The organism is bacterium (assembly GCA_030247525.1).
In the GTDB taxonomy this organism is placed as follows: domain Bacteria; phylum Electryoneota; class JAOADG01; order JAOADG01; family JAOADG01; genus JAOTSC01.
This window is the reverse complement of record JAOTSC010000058.1, coordinates 1-19,588: the sequence shown is the minus strand read 5'-3', so window position 1 is coordinate 19,588 and position 19,588 is coordinate 1. Positions and strand designations below refer to the sequence as shown.

The following is a 19,588-nucleotide window of genomic DNA, read 5'->3' as shown; positions in this document are numbered from 1 at the left end:
GTGTTGTATATACAAAAAATTACAAAAACACTCCTCGAGATTTGCTTTCAGCAATTTTTGTTGTATATTGCCATGTGACAGTGTCGAGTGATAAAATCTAATGACACAGTCATGCGAAAGGTCTGTTTTTTGCGGGCGCAAATCCATTGCTGAGAATTTTCTTATGGTGACATATCCCATCGGCTGTCAACAGCAACGATGACCTCTCATGTTCAGAACACTCAATTGTTGAGAACTATTCATAGAAAGGGACAACAATGTCTAACGGCAAACGAATATTTGTAGCGATGTGGTTGCTGATCACCCTGCTAACCATATTAATGGTTGGTTGTGCAGATGATAGCGGCGGAAAAACTGGAAACTGTTATCGCGCTCCTCCCACGGTGAGTGCAACAGACCCGGCGAATAACGCCGTTGGTGTTTCGATGGGAGGGAATATCACCGCAACTTTTAGCGAAGCGATGGATCCTCTCACCATAACCACCACCACAATGACGCTCCAACAGGTTACCTCACAACTGTCAGGAAAAGTAAAAGTACAGGAGGTCGCGGTGTTCGTTACCGGAACAGTGACCTACTCCGGTGTAACCGCGGTCTTTAACCCTACCATCAATCTAAATCCAAACACAATCTATACGGCAACGATTACAACCGGGGCAAAAAATCTTACCGGTAACTCACTAGCGAGTGATTTTGTTTGGACTTTCACAACCGGATTATCAATCGATGTAACTCCCCCTACCGTGAATTCGACGGTACCGGCAAACAACGCTGCCAATGTTTCCTTAAGCGGAAACCTTGCCGCGACATTCAGTGAAACGATGGATCCTTCCACGATAACTGCCGTATCCATGACACTGCTTCGGGGTACTACAATCGTTGCAGGAACTGTCGCATACTCGGGCGTGACGGCAATCTTTAATCCCACAGCAAATTTATCATCCAGCGCTGTTTACACTGCAACGATCACAACGAGTGTGAAAGACTTAGCCGGAAACTCGATGGAAAACAATTACGTGTGGACGTTCACAACAGGAACTGCACCCGATGTTACGCGTCCGACCGTTAGCTCAACCGTTCCCGCCAACATCACATTTGGTGTTTCACTGGGCAGCAACATCGCAGCCACTTTCAGTGAAGCGATGGATCCGTTGACAATTACGACGTCAACCGTAACCCTGCGACATGGAACGACAACGGTCTCCGGCACGGTATCCTACTCCGGTGTAACGGCAATTTTTAATCCGGCGTTAGATTTGTCGCCTAGTACGTTGTACACGGCGACGATAACAAACGGCGTCAAGGATTTAGCCGACAATACGATGGCAAGCAATTACGACTGGACCTTCACAACCGGAACAGCGCCTGATTTGACTCCGCCATCCGTAAACTCCACCATTCCCTCGAACAACGCTACAGGCGTATCGCTAAGTGGGAATCTCGCAGCCACTTTCAGTGAAGCGATGAATCCGTTAACGATTACTACTACCTCCATGACCTTGCGACGCGGATCGGTAACGGTCGCCGGTACAGTGTCTTACTCGGGCGTAACGGCGGTATTCAATCCATCGGTGGCATTGGTACCCAGTACATTGTACACCGCAACAATAACAACCAGCGCCAGAGACTTGGCGGATAACGCAATCACAAGCAATTACGTTTGGACATTCACGACCGGTGTCGCACCCGACGTCACTGCGCCAACCGTCAGTTCGACCTATCCCGCAAACAATACTTCCGGCATTCCGTTGGGTGGAAACCTCGTTGCAACATTTAGTGAATCGATGAATCCATTAACGATTACTACCGCGACTGTAACTTTGCGACAAGGATCGACGGCAATAACTGGTACTGTGACTTACAATGGTGTTACTGCTAACTTCAATCCTACCGGCAATTTAGCGCCGAGCACGCTGTATACCGCTACGATTACAACGGGTGTAAACGACTTAGCGGGCAATGCAATGATCAGCAATTATGTGTGGACGTTTACGACTGGAACGGCGCCGGACTTAACGCCTCCAACCGTTAACTCTACGGTTCCCGTGAACAATGCGACCGGCGTTTCTTTAGGTGGATTCTTGGTCGCCACCTTCAGTGAAGCGATGGATCCGTCATCGATCTCTACCTCCACCATCGTTCTTCGCAATGGAACAATCTTGGTCAATGGTACTATTACTTACAGTGGCGTTACTGCAAGCTTTAATCCTGCCGCTGACTTAGCGCCTAGTACTGTTTACACGGCTACTATAACTACCGGGGTAAGAGACTTGGTCGGCAACCCGATGGCAAGTAATTATGTGTGGACATTTACGACCGGAACGTCACCCGATTTGACGCCGCCGTCGGTAAACTCCACCGTACCGTCAAGTAATGCAACCGGCGTTGCGTTAGGTGGAAATCTTACTGCCACCTTCAGTGAAGCGATGGATCCACTCACGCTAACCACCGCTACGATGACCTTGCGTCGTGGAACCACTACGGTCGCTGGAACGGTATCCTATTCCGGCGTGACTGCCGTCTTTAATCCTGCGGTCGACTTCGTCCCGAGTACATTGTACACCGCTACGATCTCGACGGCCGTCAGAGACTTGGCAGGAAATGCAATGACCAGCAACTACAGTTGGTCATTCACAACCGGAGTTGCAGCGGATGTAACGCCGCCTACGGTGAGTTCGACAATTCCCGTAAGTAATGCAACTGGTGTTTCATTGGGTGGAAATTTATCAGCCACCTTTAGCGAAGCGTTAGACCCGCTTTCGATCACCGCGGCAACGGTGATGTTGCGTCAGGGAACCACAACGATTGTTGGAACCGTATCCTACAATGGCGTAACGGTAAGCTTCAATCCGTCGGCCAACCTGACTCCCAGCACACTGTATACCGCAACTATCACGACGGGTGTGAGAGACTTGACCGGTAATGCAATGGCAAGTAATTATGTTTGGTCATTCACAACCGGAATCATTCCCGATATAACCCCCCCATCCGTGAATTCGACCGTTCCCACTAGTAACGCCACCGGGGTTTCTTTTAGTGGAAATCTATCCGCCACCTTTAGCGAAGCGATGGATCCATTAACTGTAACGACGGCGACGATGACTTTACGGCGCGGAACGACTACTGTTGCTGGTTCGGTATCCTATACGGGCGTGACTGCCGTATTTAATCCGGCGGTGGATTTGATCGCGAGTACGGTGTATACGGCAACTATCACGACCGGCGTTCGTGATTTGGCGGGTAATGCAATGACCAGTAATTACGTCTGGACATTTACTACCGGCACTGCGCCTGATATCACGCCGCCAACCGTGAGTTCGACGTTTCCAGCGAACAATACTTCGGGAATTTCGTTAAGTGGAAATCTCGCTGCAACGTTTAGTGAAGCGTTGGATCCACTGACAATCACATCGTCCACCATGACCTTACGACAAGGTACAACGCTGATTCCCGGCTCAGTCACCTATAACGGTGTTACCGCCGGTTTCAATCCAACTGCCGACTTAGCGCCGAGCACATTGTATACCGCCACGCTAACGACCGGTGTTGAAGACTTGGCTGGTAATGCGATGGTTACGAATTATGTGTGGACATTCACGACAGGAGTAGGTTCGGATCTGACTCCACCGACTGTGAATTCTACCATTCCTGCGAATAATGCGGTCGGCGTCTCGTTGAGTGGAAATGTTGTTGCAACGTTTAGCGAAACAATGGATCCCTCAACCATCACAACTTCAACAATGACTTTGCGCCACGGTACAACTACGACGGCAGGCACTGTGACGTTCAACGGCGTAACGGCAAGTTTCAATCCTTCTGCCAATTTACTGCCAAGTACGGTGTACACTGCGACCATTACAAATGACGTTAGGGATCTTGCCAATAACGCAATGGTCAACGATTTCGTGTGGACGTTCACTACCGGCGTTGCGCCCGACATTACGCCACCGGTAGTGAATTCTACGGTACCGCTGAATAATGCGACTGGAGTATCGTTAGGGGGCAACCTCGCCGCTACGTTTAGTGAGGCGATGGATCCATTAACAATCACAACAGCAACTATGACGTTGCGCCAAGGAACAACATCGGTACCCGGTACGGTAAGCTACAATGGTGTAACGGCAAGCTTTAATCCAACTGCCAGTTTAGCCGCAAGTACATTGTACACCGCAACAGTTACCAATGGCGTCAGTGATTTAGCCGGCAATGCAATGGTCAGTAACTACGTTTGGACGTTTACAACGGGAACTGCTCCAGATGTAACGCCGCCAACTGTGGTATCGACCGTTCCGATCAGTAACGCAACCGGTGTCTCCTTGAGTGGTAACCTCGCAGTCACGTTTAGTGAAGCGTTGGATCCCACGACGATCAATACAACAACGATGACCCTCCGTCATGGGACAACATCGGTAACCGGCACTGTGACATACAATGGTGTAACTGCAGGCTTCAATCCTACTGTGAACCTTCTTGCAAGCACACTTTACACCGCAACTATCACGACTGGTGTAAGGGATATGGCTGGCAACCCAATGGTTAGCAGTTACGTTTGGACCTTTACAACGGGAACGGCTCCGGATATTACACCGCCGACCGTCATTTCATCGGTTCCGGTGAATGCTGCTACTGGAGTGACATTGGGTGGAAACCTTTCTGCCACATTCAGTGAAGCGATGAATCCGTTGACCATAACAGCAACTACCGTAACCTTACGTCGTGGAACAACTCCGGTGGTTGTATCCATTACCTACACCGGTGTCGTTGCTACGATCAATCCGGCCACCGATTTACTACCAAGCACTCTCTATACTGCCACGATTACCACCAGTGCCCAGGACTTGGCAGGAAACGGATTGGTAAGCAATTTCGTCTGGACGTTTACTACCGGTGATTTTGCGCCACCAACTGTTGTATCTACCGTTCCTTTAAACAATGCTACCGGAGTGACACTGGGGGGAAACCTCACTGCCACGTTTAGTGAAGCGATGGATCCTGCAACAATAACTACAACCACAATGACACTGCGTCGAGGCACTACTACGGTTCCCGGTGCAGTAACGTATACCGGATTGGTTGCGACGTTTAATCCTACGGCAAACTTACTCTCTAGCACAGTGTATACGGCGACGATTACAACCGGCGCGCGGGATCTTGCCGGCAATGCTATAGCGAATAACTTCGTGTGGACATTTACTACGGGCGATTTCATTGCGCCAACTGTGACATCCACGGTTCCGCTAAACAACGCCACTGGAGTGTCATTGAGCGGAAACCTCACTGCCACGTTTAGTGAAAGAATGGATCCCGCCAGCATCTCAACGACAACCATGACACTGCGGCAGGGGGTTACACCAGTCGTTGGTTTGGTGACATACAATGGCCTGACGGCAACATTCAACCCGACATCGAATTTGTTGTCCAGTACTTTGTACACCGCTACAATTACAACTGGCGCGAGAGATTCGGCAGGAAATGCGCTCGCAAGCAACCACGTTTGGACATTTACCACTGGTGATTTTACGCCACCGATCATCGTCTCAACGGTTCCGATGAATAATGCCACGGGAGCATCGCTCGGCGGTAACATTACTGCCACGTTCAGTGAAGTAATGGACACCGTAACGATAACCAATCTTTCCATGACATTGCGTCAAGGAGTAACTCCGATCATAGGAGTTGTTTCTTACAGCGGATTGGTTGCGACTTTCAATCCAACCAACTCCTTAGTGGCAAATACAACGTATACTGCTACTGTAACGACGGCAGTCCGTGATACGGCAGGTAATGCAATGGAAAATGATTCCGTATGGACATTTACCACCGGGGCATTTATTGACCTACGATCGGCTGGCGCGTTTGCAATATTGTCAGGATCAACGGTAACGAATACCGGTCCGACAATCCTAAACGGCGACCTTGGCGTTAGTCCGGGCACTGCAGTGACCGGATTTCCACCGGGTGTTGTCAATGGAACAATCCATGCCGGGGATCCCGTTGCCGCACAAGCAATACTCGATTTGACGCTTGCTTACAACGAGGCGGTGGGTCGCTCAACTGCACCAATCTCGGTAGCCGGAAACATCGGTGGACAGACTTTGGCTCCGGGATTGTATCACTCCACCTCATCGCTTGCGATTTCATCCGGCGACTTAACGCTGGATGCGCAAGGAGACGCCAATGCAGTTTGGATTTTCCAAATGGCATCGACGTTGACAGTAACAACAGGTCGTCATGTTGTGCTTAGTGGTGGTGCACGACCGAACAATATCTACTGGCAAGTTGGTACATCGGCAACACTAGGAACAACGACAATCTTCAAAGGAAACATTCTGGCTGATCAATCCATCACGCTTATGACTGGCGCAACATTAGACGGTCGAGCGTTAACCCGGATAGCAGCAGTTACTCTGGATGCCAATGTAGTAACCGTACCAGCTCCATAGTTCATCGACTAGCTCAGAGTTGGATTTCGGTTAATTCCCAACGAAAGCCAGTGAAGACTTACGATTCGCTGGCTTTCACCGGGCGCGATTTAAGACCACGTTACTGTGAGGTCGTCATGTTTCAATATCATGCGGTTATCCGCAAACTGATTGTCATCCTTTTGTTGTTATCAGCTATTCCCATCGTGCTGCATGCGCAGGGCATTCGCCCCCAACCTAAGTGGTGGTTTGGCGGCGCAGCGGCAGCAAACTTTAACTACTACAATGGTACCGCTCAAATACTGAACGAATCCGTTACAACCCCGGCGCCGTTTCATCGCGGTTCAGGAGTTGGAGTTTACTTTGCTTTAGGCATCGAGTACCGACCTCATCCGGTTTGGGGTGGAATGCTCTATGTGGGGTATGATGAACGGAATGGAAAATGGAATGACGTTGTTACCCCTTGTGGCGATAAAGCGACTTTGCAAACGAATTTGCGCTACTTCACGGTAGAGCCGAGTTTACGAATCGCTCCCTTCTCTTCAAGTTTCTATCTGTTTCTTGGTCCACGTTTCGCGATGAATAAAGGTAGAGAGTCGTGCAAACTTCGCTCGCCTTGGTTATTTACTTACACCGAGGAGGGTAAACCAGACACCAAGTGTGAGTGGAGTGATATGCGTGAGACATTGTTTTCAGCAGAGGTTGGGGCTGGATACGATATTCCGTTATCGAAGATAACAGATCCGACCCAAGTAGTGATTTCCCCCTTTGTTTCATTCCACCCCTACTTCGGACAGAATCCGCGTACAGTGGAAAACTGGGCAGTGACGACAATTCGGGCAGGAGCTATCCTCAAACTTGGCCACGCCAAGGTAGAGAAAGTTGTGCGGGCGCCAGTTGTCGAACCACCGGATGTTGTTTTCTCAGTTCGGGCACCCAAGGTTGTGCCGATTAAACGTCGGGTGAGAGAATCCTTCCCACTTCGTAACAATGTGTTTTTCGAGGAAGGGTCGTCGAGCCTGCCAAGTCGTTACGTGGTGCTGACAAAAGATCAGGCGTCAAGCTTCAAAGAAGAGCAGTTACAGGAAGTACAACCGTTAAGTATGACCGGTCGCTCATTACGACAGATGACCGTTTACTACAATATCCTGAACACTGTCGGCGACCGGATGAAGCGAAATCCCGGATCGACGATTTTACTGAGTGGTGCTTCTGATAAAGGTTCCGAACATGGCAAAGCCCGAGCCGAGACGATTAAGAGTTATCTCGTCGATGTATTTGCAATCGATGGATCGCGCATCACAACCGAAGGACGAAACAAACCGAGAATTCCATCCGAACAACCGGGTGGAACGAAAGAGCTTGTTCTTCTTCGAGCGGGTGACAGTCGGGTGGACATCGAGAGTAATTCGCCTGAGTTACTTATTCAAGTTGGTGGAGCGTCCCATTATATGTTAAAGCCGGTACAAATCGTCGATGTAGTCGAAGATCCGCTGGATAGTCACGTATTCTTCCATGTTATTGGTGCTAAAGAAGAGTTCTATTCCTGGTCGTTAGAAATCACCGACGAACAAGGAAGAGTGCAACCATTCGGACCGTATACGCGAGAACTGGAGACGATTCCGGGTAACACGATTCTCGGTAGCAACTCACAAGGCAATTACCGTGTAGTGATGGTAGGACAAGCGAAGAATGGAACAGTAAATCGGAAAGAAAGCATTGTTAGTTTAGTACGACGGGATGAACCGGTTAAGGAAGCGGTGCGGTTTAGTATTCTGTTTGATTTTGACAAATCGAAGACCGTCGCGACGTATGAGAAGTTCTTAACGGAAGTTGTCACACCGTTAATTCCAGATAGTGGAGTTGTTATTATCCATGGTCATACGGATATCATCGGGGAGGACGACTACAACCTCAATCTATCCCGTGAGCGCGCTATCGAAGTTCAGAGGATTATTAAGCGAGCGTTATCGAACACCGGTAAACATCAGGTTACCTTCGACACCCTTGATTTCGGTGAGGATGTTGACGATGCGCCCTTTGAAAACAACTACCCGGAAGAGCGGTTCTATAATCGGACTGTCATCATTGACATCGTTCCGGTGAAGTAAAGTGGATAGCTTAGCATAAACTGACAAACAAACTGACAATGCAGTTATTGTCGGTTGATGCATTCAAGAGATAAGTAATATGAACCCGTCAAGCAATTGGCGGGTTCTTTCATTATCGCTGTTTACAGCCGTCTGGAAGTAGGAAAGATAACAGTAGCGGTTTTCACCGAACTAATCGCTGAGATATTATTTACAAGATTACCGATTAATCACTTGTCGTAAGCTTTTCACAGTACTATTTTATTGTTACTGATATTTACCTCGAACTTTACTGATCACACATTGCTAAAGAAGATGAGGTTCCGGTGATTCGATCTGGCGATATGTTGCCACTACTATCTACAATGCCCATCCGACATTGCCAACTGGATTCTGTTGATTCACATCGAAGTTCTTCTGCCAACGCTATCGTAGCGTGTAAGGGAGCTATAAATCACAGCTCTATGAGAAAGCGGTTAGTGTCAGCTACAGGACGAAAAGTACTTCGGAAACCTAGTGGTAGAGCAATGTGTTATCCACACATTAACAAAACAAAAAAACATCGACTATGGGATCATGCGATTTTTGCGTTTGTTAGAACGCTACAATTGCTGGTTATTTCCGAGAAAGAGAGGGTAGCAAAGTCACCGATGATTTCTCATTGGTATGAGTCAATTTTCATATCATGCTTAGCTGTTCTTCTGTTTAGTATTGGTATTGGCGTATACGCTCAACCACAATTTCAGCAGATTTCACTGCCTCCTTTCGATAATTTAGAGTGTATAACCTCTGATTCGCTAAACAACTTTTACATGGGGGTTGCTCGAGGGGTTGTCAAATCGATCGATCAAGGACACACTTGGCAAAGTTACGGACTTTGGAATGATTACGTCACGACACTCGCGATCTCCGGGTCTAAAATTTTTGCTACGTGTTACTCACTCGAATCTACAGTTCGTTCGATAAAATATTCATCACTAAGCGATACAAATTGGACAATCCTTTATCAATGTAGCATGCCAAACACTGTCGAACCTTCTGTTATCGTCGATACGCTAAAATATGCTTTTTATCATAGTAATCGAGATACCAGTTGTATCCGATCAACAACTGATGGGGGGCAAACTTGGCGATTTAGCTCTCCCATCGGATATCCCGACGCAATTGTGCAATATCAAGACGACACGCTACTCTACGTAGATTTTAATCAGTCTGTAAGGCAATCCACCGATTTTGGCGTTACTTGGTCTAATCTGTCAACGCCAGTATCTCCCACAGCAGATAATTACCGAGTTCATGTGATTAATCATCGTACAATCGTTGTGTTAACCGGAAATGATGGCGTATATGTATCGACAAATTTTGGCATGAGTTGGTCGCCTCGAAACAGCGGACTTCCAATATTATCGTGTTATCCGCTGTTTATCTATGATTCGACGACATTCTATATGGGTGTCACGAACTTAAGTGGATTTAGTGATTTATATAAAACGACCGATGCTGGAGTGACGTGGAGTGTTACGAGTTTACAAGGTATTTCGATTAGTGGAGTGGCACGATCAACCAGTGGCACGATCATTGCCGGTTCATCAGTCTCGTATTCTTCAACTGACAATGGAACGACTTGGAATGAGTCCGCTTCAGGTATTACCGCTTCAATGTCAGAACTGAAGGTGGATAGCGCTGGAGTTTATATAGCTCGAAACGATAATTCTGCACTCTTGATTAGTACAAATGAAGGTCAATCCTGGCATTCGATAACGCGCGGATTGCATTACCACTATTATACCTATTCTTTAACCAATAGAAATGGTGAGATTTTATTAGGAACATCTGACGGAAAAGTGCTTCGGACTATCGACTATGGTAACAACTGGACTACATTGTTCAGAGATACTGATTCTTTATCTCCAACAACTCCATCGATAGTAAAAAGTGTGTTCAAGTTTGGCAATAATTATTATGTATTTATTCGCCGTTCAGATGAATATTTTTGCTTTTACAACGCTTATCAATCAACGGATGATGGGGTGACTTGGCATCGATTAACGGGATTGGAAAATGATCGAAGATTTCCCGGTATCCTTGACTTTGGCGTTTCAAATGATAATAAAATTTACTGTATTCCACGTAATGTTAGCAGTATGGTATCGGGGGTTGGCATATCGACCGATTTAGGGAATAGCTGGTCAATCGTCCCTGGAACGGATTCGCTTTATGTTTTTCAATACTTAGCGTCGATTTCCGGCGATCAATATGTATTAGGTCAAAGGATGTTTGAAAGCGCGAGAATTCTCCATTGTTCTCCCCTTGATACTGCGTGGCTAACCTTAAACAGTGGTTCAAATTATCTTAACAAAATGTACTCGAATAGTACGAACGATTTGTTTTTCATCGTGCAAGATACTTCGACAAGTCGATTATTACTCCGATATTCTACAAATCAAGGAACAAACTGGAATACGTTACATTATCCTTCCGATTCCGTCAATCAGATCAGAGAAATCTGCTTAGATCCAAGAGACTATTTATATCTACACGTGGCTAATGGGACGCTTTACCGCTCAATTTATCCAACGTTTGTGGCAGAACATCAGAATCATCCGATATCACCTATACCAAGCTTCCGTATTTTCCCGAATCCTTGCAATTCATCCCTGACAATTCGATTAAACACTATCGGAGGTGGTCAAATCGTTATCTATAATCTGTTAGGTCAGCATGTTTCGTCGTTTTCCTTTGTTTCACAGGCAAACACAGATCAAGTCATTCAAGTCAACCTGAACGAGTTATCGAGTGGTCGATATTATCTGAGTGTGATCGATGTTCGATCAAATCGTCGCCCGATTCCATTCACAGTGATTAAGTAATGTGGATTTCATCCATCGTCATCACCAGTAAAACCATTGTAGTACCGTTCACGATTTTTGTAAAAAAACGCACTTTCTCCTGCGTTTAATGGAGCATATTGTCACGAGAAGAAGCAGATGCTTGCTACCATCGTCGTAAAAATACATCTGCCTGATCTCAGTTCATTGCTGCATATCGCGGTACACCACTTTCTCCTTGAAATGAAATCAAATACATGACTACATAGGAGTCAGCATACGAAACACATCTCAGTAAGAGTTAGCAGGTGCAGCACTTTTCATGCACCTCGCCTAACATAGTACTTTTCAAACACCGTCTACATCTCGATCTTTATCATAACATTACATCGGCTCTTCGTTACATTCAGGGTCGTCAGGGAAGTATCCATCCCCTACGTTTATCTGTGGATTCGTCCACGAATTCTATCGAAGGATGAATCTGCAGCAATGATGTTTGAATTGATAACATCATTCTTTCGTGAAAGAAGTAACAACATAAAATCTGTCATTTCGTGCTGCCGATGCATTGTAGTCGATATAGGTAATCTGGCTTGCCGGAACCGTTGCCAACAAAGTTGTTGGTCCGGGAGTGAAGTAAGGATCGTTGGAACAATATATCCGATATCCTTGTATCGTATTAGTTGCTTGTCCCCATGCCAGTATCAAATCCGGTCCGTTGATGCTTGCATGTAATCGTAATGGTTGAATTGGTACGAACTCGATCGCCCAGTTTGAGAGTGTTGCCAATATCGGTTCACCATATTGGAGATTCGCCGCACCATTGATGGCTGCCTGAATTCCGATTGTAGCAGTCACAGCGTTGGAGCAGTAACGGTACTGCATACAAACTCGTCCGTCTTGATGAAGCAATATCTGAAACGAAGCGGTATCGGCATCCCCGCGAAACTCGATGTTTGCCTTGGGATACGTAAAAACGAATAAAGTGTCGTTGAAGTTCCGATAGTAACAGCGATTGCCTGCTCTTAACTCCAAATCGTCCCACAAGATCGCAATCGCCGAACCCGCTAAAACCGGTGCGGGCAGCGCCGAGTTTATGTATGACAAACTCAATTGAGCATCACCGAACGCTAAGTAACCGTTGGTTGAGAATTTTGCTCGTGTATAGGAAGTGCCATAGAACGGAAAATGGAATCCCTGAAAATCAACCCACTCGAGTTCATACGATGTTGTAAGCGGCGCCAATGTGAATCCGGTCGTATCAATCCAACTGAAAATCGGTCCGTTCTGCGATTGCGAAGTCACATACGTGTATCCGTACTGATCGGGTCCACCGTTAAACGGGTACTCATTTGTGATAAGAACGGTAGCCGGGCTCATTGCACCGTCTGCATTTGCGGAATTCACTGCGATTGTATGGAAAGACAGTTCTGCACCGCGTAATAGTCCGGTAACTGCAAAACCTTCCCAGTCGGATGCGATAGCCAACATTGGTGTGGTTCCCAGCAAACCGTTCGCTTGCACAAACCAGCCCGATTGGTCTTCGCGGACTTTGTAAAGAATATTCGTTGGATTTCGACTCACGCCAATCGAATCGATCTCGGCGGTTGAGAATCCACCACCGGTTACATGCAACGCGATTACTCCACCGCTATCGGGAAGCGTCCAACCATCGGTGTTAGCGAATCCTTGCGATAGCGTCGTGTCAGCGCCTTCCCGGATTTGCGCCCAATATATGCGAAACCAGTAGCGGGCTGCCGGCGATAACGATCCAATTGAACAGGTTGTTACATCCTCCCCAACAAATCGAATTGGAGTGAAATTGGAACCATCGGTTGAAATATTAATGTAAAATCCCGCTTCGTTTTGGGAGTTATCGGTCCAAGAAAGTTCTAATGAATTGTGCGATGTTGCGATGAGTGCTGCCTCACTTGGGGCATTTTCCTCGATCACTCCAAACTCGCCTTCATCCGCTCCAAGGTCAGGTGTCGACATATTGCGAAGATCGGCGTCGATGTCGGTACTTATCTATGGGATCGGCGTACCGGCATTGCTGGCGGGAGTAGCAACTCCTAACTGGATGTGCAAATTTGGTAAACTATTGTCGCTAACAAGCCTTGGGTCGCCAAACGAGGAGTGGACGTCCTGTCCGGTTGCGCTTTGCCAATTGCTTAGTGAGGCATAAGCGCTCGTTGCATAACCGATATACCCATGCTCGGCGTTGGGAACGTAAAACAGATTGTAATCGCTGATCAGCGTACCAGCCGACTTGTATAGGCAATAATGCGATGCGTTCGGTTGATCGGCGCACCGGTTGTATAGAATGTTATTCCTTGCATAAACGATACCTCCTTCTTGCGTGATACAAGAATTTGTTACTCCATTATTCGCAGGATTCATCAGGATGGTATTGTTATCAACAAATACTTTACCCGTGCTGGCAGGAACATAAACTCCATACAACATTAGAATGTAATTGGGGATGTTCCGGGATTGCTCCAACGAATCAATGAAGTTGTTATAGAACAACAAGGAATCGTTGGCAGAATATGCGGAGATGTACGCGCCATACAATCTACCTGCCAAATCGCCGGTCGTGTTTTGAATATTGTAGAGATGGTTGCCGTGGATTTGCGATCTGCCGCGGAGATTGGTCGCATAGATACCGTACGAGGGACCATTCGCAGATTCCTGACGAACATACGTATTGCAAACATCGATGTCGTGAATCGTCAGATTCGCTTGTCCGCCATTGCAATAAACGCCATAGACATCGCCGCCGCCGATATCGTTACCTCCTTCGGCGCCAATCACTGTTCTTCCGGCAAATGTGACGCCCGCCTCAGTTGAACCGAACACAGTACTGCTATCGGGAAATGCAGTGTCGCCGGTTACATACAAACCGTAATTGCATTTGCTGATTTTCAGGTTGAGGTAGCGATTGTAACTATTGGATCCACTATTGCTGCTAACACTCGAGGCGGTTTGGCGGATTGCGCAGGCGGCATAATAAGTCGAAGTCATTCGGATCGCACAGTTTTGAATCGTATTGTTACGAGCGCCGTTTGTCCCGCTTAGGTTCGTTACAAAGTATGCCCACTCGATTTCGTTCGAGTAGTATGTTGTGGTATCGCAACGAATGTTGATGCCGTCGAATGTAACCCATTTCGATCCCGCCAACGTGATCATAGCGTCGTTCGTGCCCGGACCGCCTTGGGACGTTACCCACACCGAATCTGTTTCTTTAACGAATACAATCCGATTTTCGCTGGAAGCATTCGCGATATCCGGTACGACGATCCGTTCCACGTAAACGCCGGGTCGAACCCGGAAAACCACTCCGCCTTGCCCGACCCCGCCCAACTGGAGATCGTGAATTGCTGTGGAGAAACTCGGATAATCGGGGGCTGCGCCGCCGATCGTTTTGAATCCGCCCACCGGCGGCAAAAAGGTCGTAAAACTTGCCGGATTGGAAACTGTGACAATTCCGGAACTCAAATTACGCGCCGCAACCCGCCAATAGTACGTGACGCCACCGATGAATTCAAGAGGTGGCGTGAAAGATGAAGAGGTCGACGCTTGAACGACGCGAACTGAATCCGACAGCGTTTGTACAGCTACCTGCGAATTCGAGATATAAACATCGACATTGTCCGTATTGATACCATTCGACCATTGAAGCGAGCTATTTACCGGTACTGCGGTCGCGCCGTTACTGGGAAATAATAGTTGGGGAGCTTCTGGGACAGAAGCTAAGATAAAATCGCCTTCATCCGCACCAATATCCGGGCTGGACATGTCGCGAGCGTCGCCTTCGATATCGGTTTCTACGTTGGGAAGCGGCATACCCAAATTGGAAACCAACGATACGCTCGCCGGTTGAATATGCAAATCATAGGGAATTGTCGACAACACAAAACCCGGATTACCGCTCTGTCCGGCGAGATCGTATCCCGCTCCCTGCCAATTGGATAGGTTTGGGCGATTTGTGCCGTTGTAACCAACAAAACCATTGCCGCCAAAGGGAATGAAGTAGCAGTTGTTGTTGGCTGTAAGAGTGCCGCTTGCCAAGTATAAACCATAGTGTGAAGAAACTCCACTTTGCGACGTCGTTTGGTTGCTTACTATGTTATTCCGAACAAAGTGTGTTCCGCCATTTAAGCAAATGGCTGCCGAACTGTATATCAAATCGGCAGGATCGACAAGCCCTTGATCAAGTAATAGCGAGTTATTGTCGATGTAGGTCGTAAACGAAGATCCGCTGGCATAGATGCCGCTTAAACATATTGCTGTCGTTGGCGAGAGGGAACGGGTATCGGCAGTAAGTTGATAAATCATGTTGTTGTTGAGATAGAATACGGCGTTATTGCCACCGGCAACCCGAATTCCGTACGACGAATCTAACGTTGTAGTACTCATCGCTTGATTCCGGAATATCCGGTTTCCCGAGATCGTATTTGTTCCCCACAAACCGGTGGTTTGGATGCCATAGGTTCGTATGGAACCATTCGCACCAGTTATATCGATATTCCGGATAGTAAGATTCGTTTGATTGGCGGCATACACACCAAGTCCGGCAGCGGCGGCTGCCTCGGGATTTGTTCCTAAACTATCGTAGTTGATGAGAAATCGTTGCTGGTCGGACAAATCCGAGGTCGTACTAACCACTTCGTTACATGAATCGCGATAGGTTGAATGACCGCCAAGATAAACTCCGGTGACACTGCAGTAAATTTTAAGATTCTCTAATCGATTAAAACTGTTCGCGGCGGTTTGCGCAGAAACGGTTCCATTGTAAGTAATGGAAACTCCTCGAGTGAGGGCGTGACTTTTCTCCAACGAAATTGTCGCATTCTTGATCGTATTGTGGGTCGCACCATTCGTCGTACCATTGTTGGTGATATGATAACCGTACGCATTATAACGGTAATTTAACGATATCGAGTCGGCGACACAGATACCATCAAATGTAACCCAATCGCAACCGTGAAACTTTATCACGGAATTAGTATTGCCTATCGCTACCCCTTGGCAGTATGCTAAAACAGTGTCTTGCTCAGCGCGGAACACAACTTGGTTTGTCTGTGATGCGCCAGGGATTTCGGTAACAACTATTTGACCATAATACCTACCGGGACGGATAAGGAAGGTTACACCTCCCGGTCCGACTCCTAACTGTTTAACCATTGCAACGGCATCGATAACTGAAGGAAAATCCGGTGCTAAGCCACCGACAGTTCGAGTGCCCGTCATCGGAGCGCCGGTGGTTGAGAACGACCAAGTTGGAAACGCAACGATACGCCCGTTTGCACCGTGTACGATTACCCGCCAGAAAAACATGGCTCCCTCTTGCAAGGCAGTTGGAGGAACATAGGAACACACTGACATGTTCTCGCCCACCAAAGCCGACGGATTGCGCGAGTCGACGGCAACAGAGTCGTTAGAGAAGTAAAGGTCGAAGGTCGCGGCGCTGTCGCCTGCCACCCATGAGATGTGAGTAGTAACAGCTACATTCCTTGCCCAGCAATAGGGAGTCGGCGCACGAACCGATACCGCGGGATAAGTGATTCGAATCGCTTTACCAGCGGTTGCAAACGGCGCTCCGTTGGTGATTTGCAGTCCAACCGTTCCCAAATGATTTTCGATTCCGATTGCGTTTGTACTATTGTCCGGCGCAACATTTTGATATTGGAAAACAATGTTCCCGTTCGATGTGAGAATCGCTTGAAAGTTCACCATCGTGACGGATGCCATTTTTCTCACTCGCCATTGGATTACGAGCGAGTCGGGATGGATCAAACGGTACAACATGAATCCGCCCGATGCATTCATATGATCTTCATCGTATAAAACACAAATCAATCGGTTCGGGAACTCGGGTGAAGGGATTTCGTATCGGTGGTCGACACCGGTCGAAAGCGTATCCAGCGTGATGAATCCGTGTTCATTGACTTTTGCATAACGATATGTGTAGCCGTAGTAAGGAAAGTTAAAACCCAGATCGATTGCCCGCGATGAGATACCAGTGCCATTCGACGAAATATCGATCCAGCGGTACGCGGGACCGAACGTTTCGTTGTTATCTGCCCACGAATACCCGAAACCATCCTGTCCACCGAAAGCGTCGGTTCCATCGGAAGGTGGAGTAAGGGAAGCGGCTTTTCCGTTGAGATTTAGTAGCAACACCATGAAGATTGAAAACATCAAATACAATCGAATCCGTGCGGACATTGAAACCTCCATTGAGAAATCGCACCTGTCTAAAATGAATGCGTGAAATCAAATTGCTTAACGAATCGTAATTAGCTTGTTTCCCGAAAGCTACTTCCACCTCCTAACAGAAATGGGGCAATCCAAAGTGTCCGCTCGCAACATGTAAAACTGAGTTCAAGAATTGATCATCGCTCCATCTTATTTCATTTGATCGATTACTCCGAGCAAATCGAAAGTCTCGTTAATTGTTATCGCTCCTAACAACCCAGCTTAACAAGAGAAAAACAAACTCGTAAAAAACGCAAAAAAAATTACATTGCCCCTTGAGGGAATGCGATTGAATGAATTTATTTGTGATGTTAGGTCGAAGAGTATTACCGTGGCCACAAAGTTTATCTGGCAAGTCCGAACGGAAGCGAGATTTTCTCGTCGAGTGAGTCACTAAGGTCTCAGTATCTGAATCAACGCGTGACGTGTAACCATCTATCCGATAGCACCGACATCAAGATATCACACCCAATTCGTTTGTACAATGATTTGGTAAATTTTATGTATTTTATTTATTATCAACATATTATATTCAAATTCGTGGATTATGTACTCAACACTCCTAATGATTACATGAGTAGACTCGTAACTAAAACAACGGACAGTAACGAATCCTTTGTCGTTTTAAACCACATTTTCATTCGATCAAAGGTTATTCTCGAAGTCAGTTTTTTTGAGCTCGATTGCAAACGAGCAGTTTATTGACAGATTCTCAAATGTCACTTCATCTCACATTGATCGTTATTGCTACTAAATTGGCAACGTTTACAGATGCTCGTTCGAATGATCGTAATCGTGAATGTCCCAAGTGATGGCTTCCGCATCACGCACAACATCTTCGATTTCTTCTTTCCATCGGGATTATAGTTCATCCGGCAGGTTATATAAATCGTCGGTGTAGTCGATGGTGGTTGTGACGTAGCGTAGGTAGTAAATGGGTTATTATTCACTGTTATGGGTCACCTCCTGATAGTTTACCCAATTGTGAGATAGAATCTTGTTCTGCTTGTGCCTTTCATCGAATCGCCATTCATCAGTTTCACGCTAACGGATCACAGCTTGGTTCGGTGCTAATCTGGAACTGAAACCCGTTCCGATACTTGTGGTTGTGGTCCCATTTCGGTTCCTATCGTTTGGGTTTGATGTAAACAGAAAAAGCCCGGATCGCGATAGCGAAACGGGCTGGGGTGTTTGATCATTCTGTAGTCGACGGAGGTGCCCTTTAGATAGTTCAAACCGTTATCCTAAGAATAACAAACCAAGTTATGACAAACGGAAAGAATTGGAAATACATGATGTGATAACATTCCCACAAGCAACCACTTGTTGTCAAGCAATTACTTGTGGGACATTATCTATGGAAGAGCCTACTTCGGTTGAATTGAGTTTAATCTTTCACGAACCATCGCTTCCGGTGTTCCTGTCGGAATCGTTCCGATAATCCGGTCAAAGCTATCAGTGTCGCCTATCCAGGAACGAACTTCATAGTACATTTGCGAACTATGGGTTACGACTGATTGATGCAGATACATCGTGTTTTCCGCCGAATAGGTCGCCGCAAGAAAATTCCAACTATTCAGATTGTTGGCGCGGAAGAACACTAAATAACGATCGACAACAAGCGGAACACCGGTAATCGACGTGTCCACTCGATTCCAGGTTAATCGCATATCTTCACCGATACGAGTACTCGCCAAGTTACCGGGAGCTGATGGCAGGTATCGGGAAGTACCGGTAACACCGATTCGCAAGGTATCTTCGTTCACTGCATCAGAAACCAATCCAATTTGTCCTGTGAATACGCCCGCCGTTGTCGGAGCGAAAATTACCTGTACTCGAGCAGAATCACCTGGTGCGGTGGGAAGATTCGTAATCGTAACCCGATATGGTAAACTATCTGGAATTAAGATTGGCAATAACGAAGAGAGTTGTTGATTCCCATGTACGCGCACATAAGTGACCAAGGTATCCCTTGACTGATCCATAT

Annotated in this window: 7 protein-coding genes; 3 read left to right on the top strand and 4 right to left on the bottom strand. The window is 47.0% G+C overall.

From position 1 onward, the window contains the following. Positions 1-257 precede the first annotated feature (257 nt). The 3 genes from OEM52_07200 to OEM52_07190 all read left to right on the top strand — a co-directional run bounded on the left by OEM52_07200 (position 258) and on the right by OEM52_07190 (position 11,382). Positions 258-6,443, top strand: coding sequence for an Ig-like domain-containing protein (locus OEM52_07200; protein MDK9699911.1), 6,186 nt, complete (start codon positions 258-260; stop codon positions 6,441-6,443). A 116-nt stretch (positions 6,444-6,559) separates the two neighbouring features. Continuing rightward, positions 6,560-8,533, top strand: a complete 1,974-nt coding sequence (locus tag OEM52_07195) for a flagellar motor protein MotB (protein ID MDK9699910.1) — start codon at positions 6,560-6,562, stop codon at positions 8,531-8,533. Between the two features lie 995 nt (positions 8,534-9,528). Further along, the gene (locus tag OEM52_07190) at positions 9,529-11,382 is read left to right on the top strand and encodes a T9SS type A sorting domain-containing protein (protein MDK9699909.1); all 1,854 of its coding nucleotides are present in this window, start codon (positions 9,529-9,531) and stop codon (positions 11,380-11,382) included. A 468-nt stretch (positions 11,383-11,850) separates the two neighbouring features. On the opposite strand, the gene OEM52_07185 is transcribed toward OEM52_07190, so the two are convergent. From OEM52_07185 to OEM52_07170, 4 genes are all read right to left on the bottom strand, one after another. Beyond that, positions 11,851-13,335 carry a fibronectin type III domain-containing protein gene (locus OEM52_07185; protein ID MDK9699908.1) on the bottom strand — a complete coding sequence of 495 codons (1,485 nt, stop codon included), beginning with the start codon at positions 13,333-13,335 and terminating at the stop codon, positions 11,851-11,853. 33 nt (positions 13,336-13,368) lie between these two features. Continuing rightward, complete coding sequence (locus tag OEM52_07180; protein MDK9699907.1) at positions 13,369-17,571, bottom strand: hypothetical protein; 4,203 nt, start codon at positions 17,569-17,571, stop codon at positions 13,369-13,371. 749 nt (positions 17,572-18,320) lie between these two features. Next, positions 18,321-18,551 (bottom strand): hypothetical protein, encoded by a 231-nt coding sequence (locus OEM52_07175; protein ID MDK9699906.1) that lies wholly within the window; start codon positions 18,549-18,551, stop codon positions 18,321-18,323. Positions 18,552-18,968: 417 nt separating this feature from the next. Continuing rightward, on the bottom strand, positions 18,969-19,588 hold a 620-nt coding region (locus OEM52_07170), incomplete at its 5' end, for a hypothetical protein (GenBank protein MDK9699905.1).